Consider the following 16,175-nt stretch of genomic DNA (forward strand, 5'->3'; position numbering starts at 1 on the left):
ATAAATAAACCCAGTAAATCAGTCAAGTATTCACCGCAGGATAAGTTAATCTTTGTCTTTGATCTGACAATCATTTAGTGCCGGTATTTTCTGTTCCCCGCACGAAATGCCCGCTTCGCTCAAAGCAGCACACATCATCTCGATTTGTTTGTCCATTTGATGGATGTGATCCAACATCAAGTTGATCGCATTGGCTACCGGATCAGGCATATCCTTGGCGGTCCCATAGGCGTCGAAACCGATTTTCTGCGCTATGGCATCACGTCTGGCTTGGTCTTGCTTGGCTTTAGGGTCGATGATATGCGCGGGAATTCCGACCACGGTCACCCCATCCGGCACCGACTTGACCACAACCGAATTGGATCCGACTCTAGCGCCTTCGCCTATATCGATAGGCCCTAACACCTTAGCACCGGCTCCGATCACTACGCCGTTTTTTAGGGTTGGATGGCGCTTACCCTTGTTCCAACTAGTCCCGCCAAGGGTAACGCCGTGATACAGAGTACAGTCGTCGCCGATCACCGCCGTTTCTCCTATCACCACTCCCATACCGTGATCGATAAAAAAACGCCTACCGATCAGCGCGCCGGGGTGAATTTCTATGCCGGTCAACCAACGCGACAAAAAAGACAGATAACGGGCCGGCCAGCGCAATCCGCGCTGCCACAACCAATGGCTGCCGCGGTGCAATAACAACGCATGGAACCCGGGATAAGTAGTAATGACTTCGAAAACCGATTGCGCAGCCGGATCACGCGCAAACACGCACTGAACATCCTCTTTAAGACGACTCAACATAAACGGTTATTTCAAATTGTGATTTTGAGAAAAGCGCAAAATTCCGCGCAAAATATCCAATTCCTTGGCATCGAGCTGCGCCCGGTTGAACACTCGCCGCAAGCGGCGCATCATGCTTGTCGAGCGATCGGCCTGCAAAAAGCCTATATCGATCATGGTTTGCTGCAAATGCCGATAAAACCCTTCCATCTGCTCGGCGGACGCCAAGGGCTGCTCTCCTCTGTCCCCGATTGAACTAACGGTTTCTCTACCTGACGCCACAAACAATTCATAACAAACCACCTGCACCGCGGCGGCTAAGTTCAACGAACTGAAATTCGGATTGCAAGGGATACGCAGTAAAAATTGGCATAAATCCAATTCGTGATTTTTCAATCCGTTATTTTCCCTGCCGAACACCAAGGCAATATTGCATTCATTCGTTCCTACCCAACGTTCCGCGCATTCACGGGCTGTCACACTCGGCCAGCTAATGGTTCTATCACGCGCACTGGCGCCTAAGACGATTTCGCAGTCGGCGACAGCGTCGGCTAGACAAGAATAAATTCGGGCGTTTCTCAATACGTCGTCGGCACCGGCAGCACGTGCCGTCGCATCGGCGTGCGGAAACGTTTTGGGATTCACCAAGCGCAGTTGCCCCACGCCCATATTCTTCATGGCGCGGGCGACCGCACCGATATTGCCGGGATGCGAGGTTTCCACCAAAACGACTTTGAATCCACTTAACAAAGGACCCACCGATTCATAAAAAGCCGTCGATTTTAGCAAAAGATTTGCTATTCTATTTAGGATTTACCAGCCACTCCTGCCGTTATGCATCCAATGCTCAACATTGCCGTCCGCGCAGCTCGTAGCGCCGGCGACATCATTCAACGATCTTCCTATCACATCGAAAAACTGACGATAGACCAAAAAAGCCGCAACGATTACGCATCGGAAGTCGACCGCTCCGCCGAACAGGAAATCATCAAGGTATTGCGCGCGGCTTTTCCCGATCACGCCATACTGGCGGAAGAAAGTGGCGCGCACTCCGGCAACGATTATACTTGGGTGATAGACCCGCTGGACGGCACCACCAACTTCCTGCACGGCTTTCCGCAATATGCGGTGTCGATTGCTTTGAAACATAAAAACAAGTTGGAAATCGGCGTCATCTACGACCCGATCCGCGACGAGTTGTTCACTGCCGAACGCGGCGGCGGCGCCATGCTGAACAACCGACGTATCCGGGTAACCAAACAAAACAGCATGCGCGGGGCATTAATCGGCACCGGCTTTCCATTCAAAACCATGGAGCACATAGACGCCTATCTCGGCATGTTCACCGCCATAGCCGCCGACACGGCCGGGATTCGCCGCGCCGGCGCCGCCGCGCTGGACATGGCCTACGTCGCTTGCGGACGCTTAGACGCTTATTGGGAAATCGGCGTGAAGGAATGGGACATCGCCGCAGGCGTGTTGTTGATTCATGAAGCCGGCGGTGTCGCAACCGACTTTTCCTTTAACGACAAATACTTGCAATCCGGCAACATCATAGTCGGCAATCCGCGCATGCATCAATTGATGTATCACGCAATCGAGCCGCACGTCACCGACAAACTAAAATAGTCGGCGCAAGCCTAAACCGGCCAATTCGACGAAAATTGTGACAGGCCAACCTTTTCTCTTATACTTGTTGGTCAAAATTAAAATATTCAGAGGCAATCATGGAAAAACCCTTCATCCTACACATGCTGACTACAGCCAAAAACCTTAGCCCGTTCGACGTCAACATGGCGATGGATGCCGGCTGGATCTCTGCGATTCCTTATATCAACGTCGAACCCAGCGAAGTCAGAGGTTTGGTACAAGACGCCATTTTTTCCCGCAGTCCCAAAGGTTTGAGGCGCACCGCGATTTTCATCGGCGGCCGCGAAACCAAACAAGCGATGGACATGCTAAAGATGGCCAAAAACTCAATGGTCCCACCATTCGAAGTATCGGTATTCGCCGATCCTAGCGGTGCGTTCACAACGGCCGCCGGCATGGTCGCAGCCGTAGAAAAAGAATTAGCGGAAAAATTCAGCACCGATTTAGCCGGCAAAAACGTACTGGCACTGGGCGGCACCGGGCCGGTGGGACAAGCGGCGGCGGTTCTGGCTGCTCAAGCGGGCGCCAATGTACGTATCATTGGGAGACAGCTGGACAAAGCACAACGCATCGCGGAACTGTGCAGCGAAGAATTCGGTGACAGTAAAATCAACATCCTTGCCGGTGTCGACTCCGATAAGCCGGAATATTTAAAAACTACCGACGTAGTATTCGCTACCGGTGCAGCCGGCATCGAATTATTGAGCGCAGAGCAAATTGCCGCAGCGCCGCAACTTAAAGTCGCTGCCGACGTCAATGCCGTTCCACCGGCCGGTATCGCCGGCTTGGATGCTTTCGACAGCGGAAAACCGCTTACCGGTTCCAAAAGCGGAGCGGTCGGCATCGGCGCATTAGCGATAGGCAACATAAAATACCAAGCACAAAGCCGTTTGCTTAAAACCATGCTGGAAAGCGATCAAGCGCTATTTTTGCATTTCGAACATGCATTCAAAGTAGCCAGGGAGTTTATCGAATCCGCCAGCTAACGCGCAAACCAGTGCTATTATTCGTTTAACTAACCAGGAAAATAGTAGATGTCTAAACGCAGCATACTTCACATGTTTGATCCCATGCCGAACAACAGCCCGTTCGACATCAATATGGCGTTAGACGCCGGATTCGATGTGTTGATGCCCTATTCGAACGTTAAACTGGAAAACATCCAGACTCTAACCCAAGACGCGATATTTTCCCGCAGCCCGTCCGGAACCAAAAAAACCGGCATTTTCATCGGCGGCCGCGACATCGGCATGGCAATCGACATGTTGCAAGCGACCAAGCCGGCCATGATGCCGCCGTTCCAGGTTTCGGTGTTTGCTGACCCGAGCGGCGCATTTACAACCGCGGCAGCTTTAGTGGCCTGCGTTGAAAAAGTATTGATTCAATATCACGGTAAAACCCTGAAAGACTGCAAAGCAATGGTATTCGGCGGTACCGGTCCGGTCGGCATAGCGACAGGGGTTCTCTGTTCGTTGGAAGGCGCTGAAACGACTTTGATCGATCACCTATCGGTTGACACTGCAACGGATGCCGCCAAACAATACAACCGCCGCTTTGGTGCCAACATGACCGGTGCAGCAGCCCGTAACGACGCGGAAAAAATCCAATTGCTGGAAGGAGCCGATATCGTATTTTGTACCGCCAAAGCGGGCATACGCGTCTTGAGCGCAGCCGTGCTGGGACAAACCCAACATTTGAAAGTTGCGGGAGACGTCAACGCGGTTCCGCCGGCAGGCATCGAAGGCATCAACAGCAACGACATGGCCGTACCGTTGGTACATGCCGTACAGGCGCCAAATGCTTTAGGGGTAGGTGCACTAGCAATTGGCAATCTGAAATACCGCTTGCAACACGAGTTACTAAAATCAATGCTGGAAGTCGAAATGCCGGTTACGATTGATTTTAGAGAAGCGTTCAGAAAAGCCCGCACCTTAGTCTGACGACTACTATTAGAAACCCGCTGCCGGTCTGGGCAGCGGGTTTTCAAAACGATTCGAAATAATTGAATTTCAAAGCCAAACGAGTTAACTCCACATCGTTTTTGACTTTCAATTTGGAATACAAGCGGTATCGGTAAGTATTGACCGTCTTATCGCTTAATGCCAAAGCCCCGGCGATTTCCTGAATACTTTTGCCCCTAAGTATCATTTGCGTCACTTCGGCTTCGCGTTGAGAGAGTTGAAAAAACGGGGAGATCTCTTCGCTTTCGATGGCTTCGAATACCAGATTACTGGCAACCTCTTGGCACAAATAACGTTTACCGTCCATCACCGTCCTGATTGCCGCCACCATTTCGCTGACCGGAGAAGCCTTGGAAACAAACCCACCTACCCCTAATTTCAGCAATTGGTGCGGCACCGGCCCACCGTTGTGTACCGACAAGCCAATGATTTTTACTTTAGGAAAGCGCATTAAAATTCGCCGGCACGCCTCGAAACCACCCATGCCCGGCATATTGACATCCATCAACACCACGTCCGGCAAGGTATCCTCGACCTGTTTCAACGCCTTTTCCCCGCAATCGCATACCGCAACCACAGAAATGTCCTCGACAGCGTTTAACAAAGCTTCGATACCACTTCTTACCAATTCATGATCATCAACAAGCAGTACCCTAATCATACGTCCCAAGGTCCCTAATATTGGCTACAGTTTCCCAAATTTAACGGCATTTAGCAAAACTTCAAAGCCCTATCGCCCTGCCCCGTACCACGGAAATTCTCAGCCGCCCGCTTAAACGGTAAAATATAGCTTTTTCGCTTCGGAACTGTCTACCAACATGCGCACCTCACAATTTCCGCTCAGCACCGTCAAAGAAACACCCGCCGATGCCGAGATCGCCAGCCACAAACTCATGATCAGAGCCGGCTTGATCCGCAAATTGGCCGCCGGCATTTACACTTGGCTGCCGCTCGGCCTGCGCGTGTTGCGCAAGGTCGAACAAATCACCCGGGAAGAAATGACCAAAGCCGGCGCTTTAGAGTTGTTGATGCCCGCCCTGCAGCCCGCCGAACTATGGCAAGAAACCGGCCGCTGGGAAAAATACGGGCCGGAATTGGCCCGCCTGCAAGATAGACATCAACGGGATTTCTGCTTGGGCCCAACCCACGAAGAAATCATTACCGACATAGCCCGTAACGAGCTAAAAAGCTATAAGCAGCTGCCGGTTACTTATTATCAGATTCAAACCAAATTCCGCGACGAAATACGTCCCCGCTTCGGCGTGATGCGTTCGCGCGAATTCGTCATGAAAGACGCTTACTCGTTTCATTTGGACCAAGCGTCGCTGCAGCAAACCTACGACGTGATGTATCGAACCTACAGCAACATCTTTAAGCGCTTCGGCTTGAAATTCCGCGCGGTGATGGCCGACTCCGGCGCCATCGGCGGCGCGGTATCCCATGAATTTCACGTTCTGGCCGATTCCGGCGAAGACGCCATTGCTTTTTCCGATGCCGGCGACTATGCCGCCAACGTCGAAAAAGCCCAAGTACACCGGCCGGTATTTAATCGCGCCCACCCCACCTTGGAAAAAACCGCCGTGGAAACCCCGGGCAAAAAAACCATCGCCGAAGTCAGCGAGTTTTTGCAGGTTCCCGCTAACAAAATCCTGAAAACACTTATGGTAGTCCGGCAAGATCTCGACACGAACACTTATCAGATGCGGGACTATTATTTAATGATTCTTTTGCGAGGCGATCATGCACTCAATGAAATAAAACTTCAAAAAGCGATTGGTGATTTCCGCTTTGCGCATGACGAGGAGATCGAACAACAATTTGGCTGCCGTCCCGGCTACATCGGACCAGTATTTGAAGGACAGGAGTTTTTCCATGGACTAACTATTGCCGATTTCGCCGTTGAGAACATGAGCGACTTCGTCTGCGGCGCCAACCAGGCCGGCTACCACCTGACCGGTGTCAACTGGGATCGTGACCGCCCTTTACCCGACGATTGCTGGCACGACATCCGCCAAGTAGTCGACGGCGACCCCAGCCCGGAGGGTAACGGCAAGCTGACCATCGCCCGTGGCATAGAGGTAGGCCATATTTTCCAGCTCGGCAGTAAATACAGCGAAGCGATGCAGGCGGCCGTGGTCAACGAAGCCGGCAAAAACCAAACCATGATCATGGGCTGCTACGGCATCGGCATCTCGCGCGTGGTGGCTGCGGCGATAGAACAAGGCCACGACGAACGCGGCATCATCTGGCCGAACGAATTGGCGCCGTTTCAAGTCGCGATTTGTCCGATGAATATGTACAAATCCGACCGCTTGATCGACACCGTCGAAAAAATCTACAACGACCTGCTGGCGGCGGGAGTCGAGGTACTGCTGGACGACCGCAAAGTCCGGGCCGGTTTTATGTTCTCGGACATGGAATTGATCGGCATTCCGCACCGTTTGGTGGTTGGCGACCGCGGCTTGGACAACGGTACCGTCGAATACCAAGGCCGCACGGATACCGAAAGCCAGGAAGTGCCGTTCGACCACATCGTCGATTTTATCAAGCAGAAACTGGCCTGACGTCAGCGCCCTTTCGAGCAGGACTACGAAGGGGCCGTATTATTTTCAGAAGGTATATCAATGTCTACAGCTTGGGCCGGCGGTGCGGACGCCATCGCCGAACGCATGGAAAAAATGACCGAGCTTTTCGTGGCCGAAACCCGCAAGAATATGTACAGCGGCGTTTCGGCCACGCACTGCGAAGAATGCGGAGAGCCGATACCGGAAGCGCGCCGTCAAGCAATCGCTTGTAAATATTGCCTGACGTGCCAGACTGCATTGGAAAAAGGCGGTTGACGCTCCGTCCCCGCCACATGCAGTCGCCCCAACCCCTTTAACCTAAGGGGTCAACACGATTTTTCTAACGCCGGGTTCAGCCGCGCGGGCAAAGGCTTGCCGTCCTTGTTGCAACGAATAGCAACCGTCTATCATGCTTTGCACCGGCAGGGTACGCCGTGCCAAGCACTGCACCGCCAAATCCATAGGTCCGCAACGAGAGCCGAGCAGCCTGATCTCGTTGACCACCAAAGGACTCAAGTCGACAGCCTCGCCGCCGGCAAAGGTACTTTTCAACAGCAATATTCCGCGCGGCTGCAAGAGGCGTAGCGCTTGCCGCAACCCTTCCGGGCTGCCGCTCGCGTCTACCACGCATGTTTGGCTGCAATCGTCCGGATCGCTGACCAACACGGTGTCCAATTGCCAGCTTTTCGGCAACGCCAGCGACGCTTCGTTCCTGCCCGCAACTGTCAGGCTATATCCAGCCTCGGCCAACACCCAGGCAATCAACAAACCCAAGCGTCCGGGGCCCAAGACTAGAACACGCTCGACGTCCAACCCGTCAAGCTGCTGCAAGACGCGTAAGGCCGCTGCCAACGGCTCGGCAAATACGGCCTCCAGGTCCGGCACGCTTTCGGGTAACGCATACAGATTGACCACCGGCAAACTGAAATAGTCGGCGAAAACCCCGTCTTTACCGCGTATCCCCAACACCCGCCGCTGCCGGCAATGTTCGGGACACGCGGTTCGGCAAGCTTGGCATTGCCGGCAGCCGATATTGATAGCACCGACCACTCGCTGACCGACCCAATCCCGATGTTCGGGATCTCGCACTTGTTCGACCACGCCGACAAACTCGTGCCCCGGCACGCCCTTAAACCCGGCGTATCCGCGGCAGAGTTCCAAATCGGTCGCACAAATGCCCGTCAACAAAGGCCTGATCAAGGCTTCTCCCGGCTGTAACCAGGGCTGTGCAAGATCGCGACGAAACGACAAGCCTTGTTCCAAATATAATCCGCGCATGGTTAAGCTAACTCCGCGCCGGCGTAAATGGCGCCCTAAAACGGCGTAAACCGGCTACATTAGTATTTTTATCGAAAGCATACGACCTATGAGCCCTAGCAAACCCGACTCAACTTGTGACGCACTGGACCAATTCCTGGCTACGCCTCTGGACGCATGGTTTGCCGGGCGTCCGCCCGAACAAGCCGAACCAATAAACTTGGATCTGTTTCGGCGTTGTGCGACCCAGGTCCCAGCCTATCGGGATTTTCTCACTCGCCACGGCGTTCAGCCAGAGGCAATCCGCACGGCACAAGATTTTCACCGGTTGCCGTTAATGGGCAAACAAGACTACATGCACGCTTATCCCTTGCCGCAACGTTGTTTAGGCGGCAGTTTGGCCGGTTCCGACCGCATCGCCGTCTCTTCGGGTTCCACCGGCTCACCGACGTTTTGGCCACGCTCGGCCGCCTTCGAGGCAGACGTCGCGGTACGATTCGAACAAGTATTCGCCGACAGTTTCCAGGCCGGCCGGCGTAGCACCTTAGCTATAGTCTGCTTCGCGCTGGGCAACTGGGTAGGCGGCTTGTTCACCACTTCGTGCTGCTGGCATTTGGCGCGCAAAGGTTATCCGCTGTTAGTCGCCACGCCGGGCAACAACAAAGCCGAAATCTTTCGGGTCGTGCGCGAACTGGCGCCGCAGTTCGAACAATTGGTGCTGTTGGGATATCCGCCGTTCATCAAAGACGTCGTCGATGCCGGCACCGTGGAAGGCATTCGTTGGAGCGACTACCAACCCAAGCTGGTGTTCGCCGGCGAGGTATTCAGCGAAGAATGGCGCAACCTGGTCTACGCGCGCATCGGAGCCAAGCAACCTTGTTTCGATTCAGCCTCGCTCTACGGCACGGCCGACGGCGGGGTACTGGGCAACGAAACCCCGTTTAGCATCGCGATCAGGCGCTGGCTGGCCAACAATCCGCAGGCTGCGCGGGATCTGTTCGGCGAATCCCGTTTGCCGACGTTGGTACAGTTCGACCCGTGCAGCCGCTATTTTGAAACTGCTGAGGGCACCTTGGTCGTCAGCGGCGAGAACAGCGTGCCTTTGCTGCGCTACCACATCGCCGACAAGGGCGGAGTGATCCAATTTCCCGAGATGTGGACGTTTTTACGCGCTCAGGGAGTAAACACTTGCGCCGATCTGGAGTTGCCGACCGACTACACGCCGCGTTCTTTGCCCTTCGTATTCGTGTTCGGTCGCGCCGACTTTACCGTATCGTTTTACGGCGCCAATATTTATCCGGAAAACGTCACAGTCGGCTTGGAACAAGGGGAAATACCCGGTTGGACCAGCGGCAAATTTGTATTGGAGGTAAAAGAAGACGCGGAAGGCGACAAATTATTACATGTCGCAGTGGAGTTGTTGCCGGCTGTGCAAGCCGATCCGACACTGGCGGCAACGATAGCCGAGTCCGTAAAAATTCAATTGCTGCGCCTGAACAGCGAATTTGCCAACTACACGCCGCCGGAGCGGCAAATGCCTGAGGTAACTTTACACAACTTTTCCGACCCGGAATATTTTCCGGCCGGCGTTAAACATCGTTATACGCGAAAATCCTAAAATCGGGAGGTCGTATGGCGTTTGCCGGCAGTTGCGCGCAACTGCCGGCAAACCTCCCCGAGTTATTTACCCAATATTTCCGGACGCGTGGTTTCTACCAGGGCAGCCGCTTCGGCAATCAATTCTGCGGGAACGTTCAGCTCTTGCAAGGTAGCCCCCAGGTGCTCCATAACGATGTCGAAATGCGAGTCGTTCAGACCCATTTTCACCAGACGCGCGTGCCCATCGCGCAACGAACGGCCGCTGTAGTTATTCGGCCCGCCCATTGCAACCGTCATGAACGCTTTGAGGTGTTCGACTTGTTTCGCCATATCGGTTTTGTCGAAAAAGCGGTTGATGCGGTAGTCGTCCAACACTTTATGGTAGAACACGTCCACCGCCGCGTTAACCGCCGCTACACCACCGATACGCTCGAACAACGAGTCTTGCGCTACTTCACTCATACTTACCCTCTAAAATTATTGTTATCGTTAAAGTGAAACTCGTCCCGCTCAACGTCAAAAAATTCTTAAACGCCACGGACGAATTGGTGCGGCTACGCCGGTAAGCCATTGATAGGCAACCCGGCGTAATCGGGAGGGCATGATACTGCAAAACGATTTCGACCCAAAACCATTTTCACAGTATTGAAAATAAAATCCGGGCGATTAACGAATCGTCGCCAAACCACCCAGGTAAGGGCGTAATGCTTCGGGTACGCTAATCGAACCATCCGCGTTCTGGTAATTTTCCAGCACGGCGATCAAGGTTCGCCCGGCGGCCAACCCAGAGCCATTCAAGGTATGCACCAATTCCGGTTTACCGCTTGCCGGATTGCGCCAGCGCGCTTGCAGGCGGCGGGCTTGGAAATCCTTGAAGTTGCTGCAGGACGATATTTCCCGGTATTTTTGCTGACCGGGCAACCAGACTTCCAAATCGTAGGTTTTAGCGGAAGAAAACCCGGTATCTCCAGCGCACAGCAATACCTTGCGGTAAGGAAGATTCAACTTGCGCAAAATCGCTTCCGCATGTCCTGTCAGTTCTTCGTGAGCGCTTTCAGACTGCTCAGGCGTCGTGATCTGTACCAGTTCCACTTTCTCAAACTGGTGCTGACGTATCATGCCACGCACATCGCTGCCGTAAGCACCGGCTTCACTGCGAAAACACGGAGTGTGGCAGACAAATTTCAAAGGCATCTGTTTGGCGTCGACGATTACATCCCTAACAATATTGGTCACCGGTACTTCGGCGGTCGGGATCAGGTAAAAAGTCGGGTCGTTCTTGACCGTGAACAAATCCGCTTCGAACTTGGGCAACTGTCCTGTACCGCGCAAGCTGTCGGCGTTAGCCATAAACGGCACGTAGGTTTCCTGATAGCCGTGTTCGTTGACATGAGTATCCAGCATCAGCTGAATAATCGCGCGCTGCAAGGTGGCTAATGGTCCGGCCAACACGACAAAGCGGGCGCTGGCAATCTTGGCCCCCAACTCGAAATTCATCCCTAAAGGCTCGCCTAAATCGACGTGATCTTTCGGCTGAAAATCGAACTGCGGCAATTCGCCCCAGCGACTGACTTCTATATTGTCTTGCTCGCTGTTACCGTCCGGCACCGAGACGTCCAATATGTTGGGAATGCCTTCCATCAGCGCATTCAAGCGGTTTTGCAGGTCAGCCAATTCCGATTCGGCGGCTTTTAACTGATCGCCCAAGTCCTGCACCTGATCCAACAAGGGTTGTATATCTTCGCCTTTGGCTTTGGCTTGGCCTATCGCTTTGGAACGGCTGTTGCGTTCGTTCTGTAAGTCCTGGGTTTTAACTTGAATGTCCTTACGGCGCGTTTCTAACGCCAAATACGCGTCGGCTTGGAACGCGAACTTGCGGCGTGCCAATTGTTGTTGAACCTGTTCCAGTTCGCTACGGAATAAACGAGGGTCTAGCATGAGTCTGATTGAGTAATTGAAAAAACTAATCGGCGCGCACTAGCACACCGAGCTTGACGAATCCCGGCTTAAACCGGCGTTCAGTATCGAAAAAAATGTTCGCGGTAATATTTCAACTCGGCGATGGATTCCAAAATATCATCCAAAGCCTTATGCGATGCCTGTTTACGCAAGCCGTCTTTAAGATGCGGCGCCCAGCGCCCGACCAACTCCTTTACCGTCGACACGTCTAAATTGCGATAGTGAAAGAAAGTTTCCAATTTCGGCATATAGCGGTATAAAAACCGCCGGTCCTGACAAATACTATTGCCGCACATCGGCGACGCGCGGGCCGGCAACCATTGCTCCAAAAACGCTAGAGTTTGTGCTTCGGCGCTTGCGTCGTCGAATTGCGATTCCCTAACGCGTTGAATCAAACCGGATTCGCCGTGATGCTTTTGGTTCCAATCGTCCATAGCCGCCAAGGCTTCTTCCGCTCGATGCACGGCCAACACCGGGCCTTCCGCTAAAATATTCAATTGCTTGTCGGTCACTATCGTGGCAATTTCGATGATCAGGTCATTGTCCGGATCCAACCCGGTCATCTCCAGGTCTATCCATATCAGGTTGTCAGCATCCCGAGCCATTTTTTTCCTTTACTTATTTTGATGTTGCGGCAAATTGTAGCATTAGCTAATCTGTGCCGCTAATCGCAACCCTACAATCGTATATAGCTTAATGAATACCTTTACCGTCATTTTCTTGGTCGCACTGGCGATTTCTTACGGTCTGCATTTTTGGCTGTCGGCCCGACAGAAATATTATGTCGCCGCACACCGCGAACAGGTCCCGCCGGCTTTTTGCGAGCGCGTCACGCTGGCAGCCCACCAAAAAGCCGCTGACTATACGATAGAAAAAAGCAAACTGGGCGATCTGGACAGCATCGTCGGCATTCTATTCTTACTGGCATTAACGCTAGGCGGCGGGATTAGTTTGGTGTTCGAATTCTGGTCCACCTTCGATCTTTCGCCCATGGTTGCCGATTTACTGGCCATGGCCGGCATTTTCTTACTGATGACTGTCGTAGAAATTCCGTTCAGCCTCTATCAAACCTTCGTCATCGAGGAAAAATACGGCTTCAATAAGAATACCTTGGCCCAGTTCGTCAAAGACCAGTTTCTATCAATCGCTTTGACGTTGGGCCTGGGCGGTCCGATCCTAGCGTTGATTTTGTGGGTCATGGACAGCATAGGCAGTTTGTGGTGGCTGTACGCCTGGGCCATTCTGCTGAGCTTTTCGCTATTGATGAGCTGGCTGTTCCCTACTTTGATTGCGCCGTTATTCAACAAATTCACGCCGATGCAGGACGGCAGTTTGAAAGACCGCATTCAAAATCTGTTGCAACGCTGCGGTTTCAACAGCAACGGTATTTTCATCATGGACGGTTCCCGCCGCTCCGGCCACGGTAACGCTTATTTCACCGGTTTGGGCAACAACAAGCGCATCGTGTTTTTCGATACCTTGGTGGAGTCTTTGGACGAAGAAGAACTGGAAGCGGTATTAGCGCACGAACTAGGCCATTTCAAATGCAAACACGTGATCAAAATGTTGGCCGCCTCGTCGCTGATGACCTTGATCAGTTTCGCGCTGCTGGGCTGGCTGATTGGTCAAAACTGGTTCTTTGCAGGACTGGGCGTGTCCACTCAATCCAACGCGGCCGCTTTGTTGCTGTTTATGCTGGTTTCTCCGGTGTTCACCACCTTCATGCAACCTATCAGCGCCTATTTTCAACGCAAATTCGAATTCGAAGCCGACGAATTCGCCACCCGCCATGCGCAAGGCCGCAAAATGATCAGCGGCCTAGTCAAGCTTTACGAGGAAAACGCCAGCACGCTGACCCCCGACCCTTTGTATTCGGCATTTCACTATAGCCATCCGCCGGCGGCAATCCGCATCGCCCACATCGAACAAAAAATGCAGTCCGCCTGATGTCGGCCCTGCTCGAAGGGCTGGTGGTCTCCCACTTGGGCAAAGGCATTGCCGTCGAAGTGGGAGAACGTACCTTGTTATGCCAAACCTTGCGCAAGCTGGATACCGTAGTGGTCGGCGACCGAGTGCTGCTATCGCAGCAGACTCCGGAACAAGGCCGCATCGAACGGATAGTGGCCCGCCGTTCGGTACTGCAACGTCCCAGCCGCGGCGATCAAGTCCGTCCGGTGGCCGCCAATCTGGATACGATATTCATCGTATTCGCCGCCGAACCGGAATGCGACTTTTTACTGTTGGACCAATATTTGGCAATCTGCGAAAACTGTAATATCGACGCGGCACTGGTGTTAAATAAAATCGATCTGGGTTTGAGCGAAAATACCGAACGGGAATTAAACACCTATACCGGCCTGAATTACCGCCTATTCCGGGTGAGCGCCCGCCAACAAATAGGCCTGGAGCACATTCGACATGCGCTTCGCGGCCAAACCGGCATGTTCGCCGGTCAATCCGGGGTAGGAAAATCGTCTCTGACCAACGCCTTGCTGCCGGATAAGCGTTTAAAAATCAATAGCGTCTCGGAAACCACCCGCCACGGCCGCCATACCACTACTGCCGCAACCCTGTACCACTTGCCTAGCGGCGGCGATCTCATCGACAGTCCCGGCGTGGCGATCTTCGGTTTGGCCGGTTTGTCGGAAGCGCAACTGGCCTGGGGTTACCGCGAGTTCCAACCCTTTATCGGCCGATGCCGCTTCAACGACTGCCGCCACGTCAACGACAAAGACTGCGCGGTCCGCTCCGCAGTCGATACCGGACACATTTCGGCCAGCCGTTATCAGCGTTTTCTGAAATTACGCGACAAAATGCCGCCGGCTAACCGCAACGGCTAAATCACCTTCGCCGCTTGCAAATCGGCATGGTAAGACGACCTGACCAACGGAGCGCTAGCAACCTGCGCAAAGCCCAACCGGTAGGCAATCTCCGCGTAGCGACGAAATTGTTCGGGATGCACGTATTCTTTAACCGCTAAATGCGCTTTGCTCGGTTGCAAATACTGGCCGATAGTCAACATGCTGCAACCGTGAGCCAACAAGTCTTGTAACACCTCGACCACTTCGGCTTCGCTCTCGCCTATACCCAGCATCAAACCGGATTTGGTCGGCACTTGCGGCAGCAAGCGCTTGTGCTCCTGCAACAATTGTAGAGAGCAATGATAGTCGGCTCCCGGCCGCGCTTCAGGATACAAGCGCGGTACGGTTTCCAGATTATGGTTGAATACATCGCACGGCTGAGCCTGCAGTATCGGCAAAGCGACCGCTAAGCGGCCACGAAAATCCGGGGTGAGAATTTCCACCGTGGTGTGCGGACTGTCCCGGCGTATTGCGGCAATGCAGGCGGCAAAATGACCTGCCCCGCCGTCGCGCAAATCGTCGCGGTTAACCGAAGTGACTACCACGTATTTCAAAGCCAGGGCTGCAACGGTTTTTGCCAAATTGGCCGGCTCGTCCTGATCCGGGGGCAACGGTCTACCGTGTGCCACGTCGCAGAACGGGCAGCGGCGGGTGCACAAATCACCCATAATCATGAAAGTAGCCGTGCCGTGCCCGAAACACTCGCTCAAGTTAGGGCAGGCGGCTTCCTCGCAAACGGTATGCAAGCGATTTTCCCGCAACGTTTGCTTGATCTGATTGACTTTGTCGCCGCTCGGCAATTTCACCCGAATCCAATCCGGCTTACGCAGCACGCTATCGGGTTTTTCCACCCTGATAGGAATTCGCGACAATTTGTCGGCATTGCGTTGGTGAGTGTCGGGCGTAGAACGGGAAGGAGCGGTCAATTTCATGATTCGATAGCCTCGATCAGATGATGCACGACCGGCACAGCCAGTTCGTGAGTTTTGATGCACACGCCTAAATCGGCCAATTGGGTGACTTGCATGCCGACATAACCACAGGGATTGATCCGGCTAAACGGGGTCAAGTCCATAGCGTTGTTCAAACTCAATCCGTGGTAGCAACAGCCACGCCGTATTCTAAGTCCTAAGGCGCCGATTTTGTGTCCCTGCACATACACGCCCGGCGCATCGGCGCGCGCTTCGCCGCTGATTCCGTATTGGGCCAGCGTCGCAATCATCGCCTGTTCCAGTACGCTGACCGCCCGCCGGGGCCCCCACGACAAGCGCCGCAAATCGGCCAACAGGTAAACCACCAATTGGCCCGGACCGTGATAAGTCACTTGCCCGCCGCGATCGCTTTGCACCAATGCCACATCCCCGGCAGCCAACACGTGTTCCGGCTTGCCGTTGAGCCCTAAGGTGTAGACCGGCAAATGCTCGGTAACCCAAATTTCATCGTTGCTATCGGGACCGCGCCGGTCGGTGAACTGCTGCATGTCTTGCCAGACCGTTCGATAATCCGTCAAGCCCAATTGCCTGACCAGAGTGGATGCGTTCACCCGG

The 16,175-nt window shown here is 53.7% G+C and carries 17 protein-coding genes; 8 read left to right on the forward strand and 9 right to left on the reverse strand.

The features are described 5' to 3' along the window. Nucleotides 1–45 precede the first annotated feature (45 nt). Nucleotides 46–798, reverse strand: a complete 753-nt coding sequence (cysE, locus tag F1E05_RS13990) for a serine O-acetyltransferase (RefSeq protein WP_150049479.1) — start codon at nucleotides 796–798, stop codon at nucleotides 46–48. A 6-nt stretch (nucleotides 799–804) separates the two neighbouring features. Beyond that, nucleotides 805–1,527 carry an RNA methyltransferase gene (locus tag F1E05_RS13995; RefSeq protein WP_150049481.1) on the reverse strand — a complete coding sequence of 241 codons (723 nt, stop codon included), beginning with the start codon at nucleotides 1,525–1,527 and terminating at the stop codon, nucleotides 805–807. 84 nt (nucleotides 1,528–1,611) lie between these two features. Between F1E05_RS13995 and F1E05_RS14000 the strand changes: the two genes are divergently transcribed. From F1E05_RS14000 to F1E05_RS14010, 3 genes are all read left to right on the forward strand, one after another. After that, complete coding sequence (locus F1E05_RS14000; protein WP_150049483.1) at nucleotides 1,612–2,406, forward strand: inositol monophosphatase family protein; 795 nt, start codon at nucleotides 1,612–1,614, stop codon at nucleotides 2,404–2,406. A 98-nt stretch (nucleotides 2,407–2,504) separates the two neighbouring features. Continuing rightward, a complete protein-coding gene (locus F1E05_RS14005) occupies nucleotides 2,505–3,413 on the forward strand; it encodes an NAD(P)-dependent methylenetetrahydromethanopterin dehydrogenase (RefSeq protein ID WP_150049485.1) in 909 nt (302 codons plus the stop codon). A gap of 48 nt (nucleotides 3,414–3,461) precedes the next feature. Continuing rightward, nucleotides 3,462–4,367: an NAD(P)-dependent methylenetetrahydromethanopterin dehydrogenase gene (locus F1E05_RS14010; protein WP_150049487.1), complete on the forward strand. Its 906-nt coding sequence runs from the start codon at nucleotides 3,462–3,464 to the stop codon at nucleotides 4,365–4,367. A 43-nt stretch (nucleotides 4,368–4,410) separates the two neighbouring features. Here the strand turns inward: F1E05_RS14010 and F1E05_RS14015 are convergent, their stop codons facing one another. Then, the gene (locus F1E05_RS14015; protein WP_150049489.1) at nucleotides 4,411–5,049 is read right to left on the reverse strand and encodes a response regulator; all 639 of its coding nucleotides are present in this window, start codon (nucleotides 5,047–5,049) and stop codon (nucleotides 4,411–4,413) included. Nucleotides 5,050–5,206: 157 nt separating this feature from the next. On the opposite strand from F1E05_RS14015, the gene F1E05_RS14020 reads away from it, so the two are divergent. Together F1E05_RS14020 and F1E05_RS14025 are read left to right on the forward strand one after the other, a co-directional pair. Then, a complete protein-coding gene (locus tag F1E05_RS14020; protein ID WP_150049491.1) occupies nucleotides 5,207–6,952 on the forward strand; it encodes a proline--tRNA ligase in 1,746 nt (581 codons plus the stop codon). A gap of 60 nt (nucleotides 6,953–7,012) precedes the next feature. Beyond that, complete coding sequence (locus F1E05_RS14025; protein WP_150049493.1) at nucleotides 7,013–7,228, forward strand: TraR/DksA C4-type zinc finger protein; 216 nt, start codon at nucleotides 7,013–7,015, stop codon at nucleotides 7,226–7,228. A 42-nt stretch (nucleotides 7,229–7,270) separates the two neighbouring features. Here F1E05_RS14025 and F1E05_RS14030 read toward each other — a convergent pair whose 3' ends face one another. Continuing rightward, the gene (locus F1E05_RS14030) at nucleotides 7,271–8,230 is read right to left on the reverse strand and encodes an MDR/zinc-dependent alcohol dehydrogenase-like family protein (RefSeq protein ID WP_150049495.1); all 960 of its coding nucleotides are present in this window, start codon (nucleotides 8,228–8,230) and stop codon (nucleotides 7,271–7,273) included. A gap of 88 nt (nucleotides 8,231–8,318) precedes the next feature. On the opposite strand from F1E05_RS14030, the gene F1E05_RS14035 reads away from it, so the two are divergent. Then, complete coding sequence (locus F1E05_RS14035; protein ID WP_150049497.1) at nucleotides 8,319–9,827, forward strand: phenylacetate--CoA ligase family protein; 1,509 nt, start codon at nucleotides 8,319–8,321, stop codon at nucleotides 9,825–9,827. A gap of 62 nt (nucleotides 9,828–9,889) precedes the next feature. Here the strand turns inward: F1E05_RS14035 and F1E05_RS14040 are convergent, their stop codons facing one another. From F1E05_RS14040 to orn, 3 genes are all read right to left on the reverse strand, one after another. Continuing rightward, nucleotides 9,890–10,270: a group I truncated hemoglobin gene (locus F1E05_RS14040; RefSeq protein WP_150049499.1), complete on the reverse strand. Its 381-nt coding sequence runs from the start codon at nucleotides 10,268–10,270 to the stop codon at nucleotides 9,890–9,892. Nucleotides 10,271–10,474: 204 nt separating this feature from the next. Then, nucleotides 10,475–11,746, reverse strand: a complete 1,272-nt coding sequence (serS, locus tag F1E05_RS14045; RefSeq protein WP_150049501.1) for a serine--tRNA ligase — start codon at nucleotides 11,744–11,746, stop codon at nucleotides 10,475–10,477. 80 nt (nucleotides 11,747–11,826) lie between these two features. Continuing rightward, nucleotides 11,827–12,372 carry an oligoribonuclease gene (orn, locus tag F1E05_RS14050; protein WP_150049503.1) on the reverse strand — a complete coding sequence of 182 codons (546 nt, stop codon included), beginning with the start codon at nucleotides 12,370–12,372 and terminating at the stop codon, nucleotides 11,827–11,829. Nucleotides 12,373–12,463: 91 nt separating this feature from the next. On the opposite strand from orn, the gene F1E05_RS14055 reads away from it, so the two are divergent. Then, entirely contained in the window at nucleotides 12,464–13,714 is a 1,251-nt protein-coding gene (locus F1E05_RS14055; RefSeq protein ID WP_150049505.1) for a M48 family metallopeptidase, read from the forward strand. Then, nucleotides 13,714–14,607 (forward strand): ribosome small subunit-dependent GTPase A, encoded by an 894-nt coding sequence (gene rsgA, locus F1E05_RS14060; RefSeq protein ID WP_150049507.1) that lies wholly within the window; start codon nucleotides 13,714–13,716, stop codon nucleotides 14,605–14,607. Before F1E05_RS14055 ends, rsgA begins: the two co-directional genes overlap by 1 nt. Here rsgA and lipA read toward each other — a convergent pair. Continuing rightward, on the reverse strand, nucleotides 14,604–15,560 hold the full coding sequence (gene lipA / locus F1E05_RS14065; RefSeq protein WP_150049509.1) for a lipoyl synthase: 957 nt from the start codon (nucleotides 15,558–15,560) through the stop codon (nucleotides 14,604–14,606). The two genes, rsgA and lipA, sit on opposite strands and share 4 nt — an antisense overlap. Further along, the gene (gene lipB, locus F1E05_RS14070; RefSeq protein ID WP_150049510.1) at nucleotides 15,557–16,171 is read right to left on the reverse strand and encodes a lipoyl(octanoyl) transferase LipB; all 615 of its coding nucleotides are present in this window, start codon (nucleotides 16,169–16,171) and stop codon (nucleotides 15,557–15,559) included. Before lipB ends, lipA begins: the two co-directional genes overlap by 4 nt. Between the last annotated feature and the right edge of the window lie 4 nt (nucleotides 16,172–16,175).

It is taken from the genome of Methylomonas rhizoryzae (assembly GCF_008632455.1).
GTDB lineage: Bacteria > Pseudomonadota > Gammaproteobacteria > Methylococcales > Methylomonadaceae > Methylomonas > Methylomonas rhizoryzae.